Source organism: Marinobacter sp., assembly GCF_035268745.1.
In the GTDB taxonomy this organism is placed as follows: domain Bacteria; phylum Pseudomonadota; class Gammaproteobacteria; order Pseudomonadales; family Oleiphilaceae; genus Marinobacter.
In genome coordinates this window covers 1-3,684 of sequence record NZ_DATFKH010000099.1, presented here as the reverse complement: position 1 = coordinate 3,684, position 3,684 = coordinate 1, and the positions used below count along the sequence as shown (strand labels likewise).

Annotated in this window: 5 protein-coding genes and 1 pseudogene; 5 read left to right on the top strand and 1 reads right to left on the bottom strand. The window is 52.5% G+C overall.

The annotated features are described in order from the left end of the window. Positions 1-51: 51 nt before the first annotated feature. From VJ956_RS08000 to VJ956_RS07990, 3 genes are all read left to right on the top strand, one after another. On the top strand, positions 52-759 hold the full coding sequence (locus VJ956_RS08000; RefSeq protein ID WP_324083617.1) for a response regulator transcription factor: 708 nt from the start codon (positions 52-54) through the stop codon (positions 757-759). A gap of 193 nt (positions 760-952) precedes the next feature. Next, a complete protein-coding gene (locus tag VJ956_RS07995) occupies positions 953-1,135 on the top strand; it encodes a hypothetical protein (protein ID WP_324083615.1) in 183 nt (60 codons plus the stop codon). Continuing rightward, positions 1,123-1,914: a hypothetical protein gene (locus tag VJ956_RS07990; RefSeq protein ID WP_324083613.1), complete on the top strand. Its 792-nt coding sequence runs from the start codon at positions 1,123-1,125 to the stop codon at positions 1,912-1,914. The genes VJ956_RS07995 and VJ956_RS07990 overlap by 13 nt, the downstream gene beginning before the upstream one ends. Before the next feature lie 214 nt (positions 1,915-2,128). On the opposite strand, the gene VJ956_RS07985 is transcribed toward VJ956_RS07990, so the two are convergent. Next, positions 2,129-2,488, bottom strand: coding sequence for a helix-turn-helix transcriptional regulator (locus tag VJ956_RS07985; protein ID WP_324083611.1), 360 nt, complete (start codon positions 2,486-2,488; stop codon positions 2,129-2,131). Between the two features lie 543 nt (positions 2,489-3,031). Between VJ956_RS07985 and VJ956_RS07980 the strand changes: the two are divergent. Beyond that, positions 3,032-3,242: pseudogene (locus VJ956_RS07980) on the top strand (IS1380 family transposase); the annotation flags it as partial. Positions 3,243-3,366: 124 nt separating this feature from the next. Further along, positions 3,367-3,684: hypothetical protein (locus tag VJ956_RS07975; RefSeq protein WP_324083609.1), on the top strand; the 318-nt coding region annotated here is incomplete at its 3' end.

Below are 3,684 nucleotides of genomic sequence, written 5' to 3'. Positions count from 1 at the left end.
AGTTCTGATCTTCTTTGGACGTTTTTCATCTTATGAGCGAAGTTGTCTCACATGGCCGCTGCAAGCCGCAATCGCGAAAGCCGAGAAAAAACAATGTTAACAGACGTCAAGGCTGCCCCTGAAGCCGGCACCATAAATGTTCTCATAGCAGATGATCACCAGTTGCTGCTTGATGCCATGGTGCGGCCGCTCGAAAACTGCGGCTTCGCTGTTCACCTGTCCAACAGTTACAGCTCGGCGTGCGAGCGGATCAAGGAGGAGGGATCCTTCGATGTTGTCCTCCTGGACCTGAACATGCCTGGCATGGACGGTTTGGCGACGATCAAATCCATCGTCACCGAGAACCACGGTGGGTCCGTGGTTCTGTTTTCCGGCTCGGTCTCGACCGTGGTGATCATGCGGGCGCTCGAAGAAGGGGCGCGGGGGTTCATCCCGAAATCCGTCTCGCTCAAGTCTCTGGAGAATGCCATACGACTGGTCGCCTCCGGCGAACAATTCGTGCCTTACAGTTTTTTCGCCAACACCCAGGACGCCTCTGCTTGGCACGCGCCTGAAAATGGCGGAACGTCAAAGCTGAACGAGCGGGAACTCAAGGTCTTGTACGGGGCTTCGATAGGGCAGTCCAACAAGGAAATCGCCCATGATCTGTCGATGTCTGAAGTGACGGTCAAGATGCATATGAGGTCCATATGCAGCAAGCTGGGCGCCAAGAACCGCACTCAGGCCGCGATGTTTGCACAGCAAAAGCAGATCATCTGAGCGGCACAGCCCCGCAGGCGGGCGCGATATCGAAGATCGGCCCCAGACACAGTCAGACCCACGCTGATCCGGCAAGGTCCGGTTGAAAGCACGTCTGGAACCGGCGTGGCAACTATTTCGTTCCCATAATATCAAAAGATACGATTATTTCAGGCGCAAAGATGACTATCTTATTTCCAAGGAAGGATAGTCAATGACTCAATATACCTCTAAAATTGAAGACTTCCTCGAGATTGGTCAGCCGCTCGAAGCGGGCGAAAGCGAAGTGGGCAGATCACCGTCGCTTCTTGTTCCATATCTGCTCATGGGTTTCATACCTCTTGGTGTGATTTTCTGGATTTACCTACTGAAGAGTTTGCTGTCATGGATTTTCTGAGCAGCGATTACGCGCTTGTTGCAGGTGCGAAAAGCAACGCAAATCATTTGAACCCGGTTGGCAAGCGCAGCGGGTCCTGGAAAGACAGCATAATGTCCCTGTTCAAAGGCGAGCTGGGCAAAAGCAAGACGACCCAGAGGCCGCACACCTCCAGGTTTCAGAAAGAATGGGCGTCTGAATATCCGGTATCCTACGGATTTGACGGAGGTGACTGTCCTGACGCGGAGTGGGGACGGGCAAAGTTGCAAGACATCTCGGATCTTGAAGCGCGTCTTTGGTCAGAAGCCGATCACAGAATGTCGCCAGTTTCCATTTGTGGCCGGACCTGCATTATGGGTTTTGCCGCGTCTGACAGTGCGGCCCTGATTGATTATCTTGAAGGCGCCGAACTTTCACCGAACGCATTCTCTGCCAGCGCAGATGATATCCAAGATATCGCCACCACTCACGAAACGATTTCCATGCTGGTCGTAAATGGCGATGCCTTTGGCGATGTGTCTTGTGCGGTAGATGCGCTCAAGAACCTCCGTGAAATCCGGCCATCCATGGCGGTGGTTCTGGTCTCTTCCAAGGTCTCGGGCGACGATCTGAGCGCGGATCGCAAAGCGATATGTGATGCCACATTGCGCGCGCCGATGACGATGGCCCGCCTGAGCGCAGCGATCGACACCATTGCCGAGACCAAGACGGACTGCGCGGCCCAGGTGCCGGAAATCGCCCCTCATGTCGGTAGAAATTCCCTGACGCTCCGCCATGATATGAGACATCAGTTCGGCTGATCAGTTGGTCTGTTTCCAGGCCAGAATTGATACGCCCCAGCGCCGTAAGCGTCCCTGACTGTCACATCCATGTAGTATTGAAGAGAGAAGGGGTGACCCGGATATTCGTCACCTGCGCCTGAAATTTGGGCCGATCAGCCAATAGGCCGCCTTTGACCTCTCCGCGCAAACGAATGTCGGACGACCCATGATTGGCGCCCGACATTCAGGTCGGTCAACTCAATTCCATGTCGTATTCGTTGACGCCCGTGTCATTCGAGGGAACGAAGCTGGCGATGATCCTCTCGATGGTCTGCCGATCACTTTCCGACAGTTTTCTCAACTTCCTCAGGAAGGTCAGGTCTTCCTGGCGCTGAGACGGTTCTTCTTGCTCGTCATCAAGCAGAAACTCCGGAGCCTGGTCAAAATGATTGGCAATCTTGAGCAAAAGATCGGCTGACGGCCGGGCGTGTGTCTTGTTCTCCAGCTGCCACATATATGCTTTCGACGTCCCGATGACGCCTGCCAATTCTTCCAGCGTCATATTATGATGGAGCCGCAAACTTTTCAGTTTCTCGCCAAATTTTTTTGCCATTGCTTTGATCCTTGCTTGCACCATTGATGCCGGCTGAGTCAGCCTGAGCTTGTTGGCTAGTTATGGCTATATTTTAATATATGCTTGAAAAGATCACAAAGGAGCAATGGATTGCCTTATGGGGCGAAGGATAGCCGTATGGTAACTATGGATAGATAGGCTCTTTCCACAGCAATGACGCCACTGGCCAGGTGTTAGGACCGAAATGGTCATGCCGTCCCTGGGCCAATGTGCATCTTTGCGACAGGCACGCCTCAGATAATTTCAGGTAATCAAACAAAAAAACTACGCCAATAACTTGGCGTAGTCAGTATTAGCAGGGTAACGGACCGAGCTGTCATCCGTCAGTAAAAACAAGTTGATACACCTACCCAGCTTGTCAGGGTGAAATATCAGTACCCGCCCCTTCAAGGAGAGGCAAATGACCTTATGATAAAAAACAATCTCTTCCTGCACTCACCTATTAATCCGCTGATTTCGCTGTCTTGACCATGGTATTTCCTATATTATTCATGGTGTTGGTTTTTGGGTGGGGCGTGTTTCATGGCTCACCCAGAGGGTGCGGGCTTGCAGCGGGCAGAACGGGTGGATTCTGACCCTCCTGTTCGGTTGGACTTCAAAGGCGCTTAGTTCGGAGGACGGTCTTCTGGTGATGCGCGACTTGGATGACGCGCTCGGGCTGTCCGATCTGGCGGTGGCGGCTCTGCGAGAGAGCCGAGCAGCATATCAAGGAGGGCAATACGCCTTTCACCGGACACGGCAGTCGTGGTCATCAGGAGCGTCAAACGCTTGCTTTGCAGGCTGCGTCGGCCGATTTCGACGTCAAACGGATACCCACATGCGGAATGTCGGTTCATGCGATAGATGGAGACAATCAAATGGATGATAAATTAGAAGCTGCAGATTCGATTTTTTGGACAATCGCAAAAGCCATTGGAGATGAGGTCGGCTATGGTGCCCCAATAGTTCTGCTGCATCTTTACAATGATATTTCGAACGAAGTTTGTGGCTTTGACCCCAGTTCTCCCCCTAACCCTTTGTTTTTGTCGCATGGTTTTGACGATACCAACTCGCCGCGAACGGCCCGGTACATGATGACGCGCACTTATAAAAATATTGGGGGGAAAACGTTTGGAGCGGCAGGAACGCTGGCGTCGCAATTCACTCAAGTCGATGCATCCGGTATTTTGATGCAC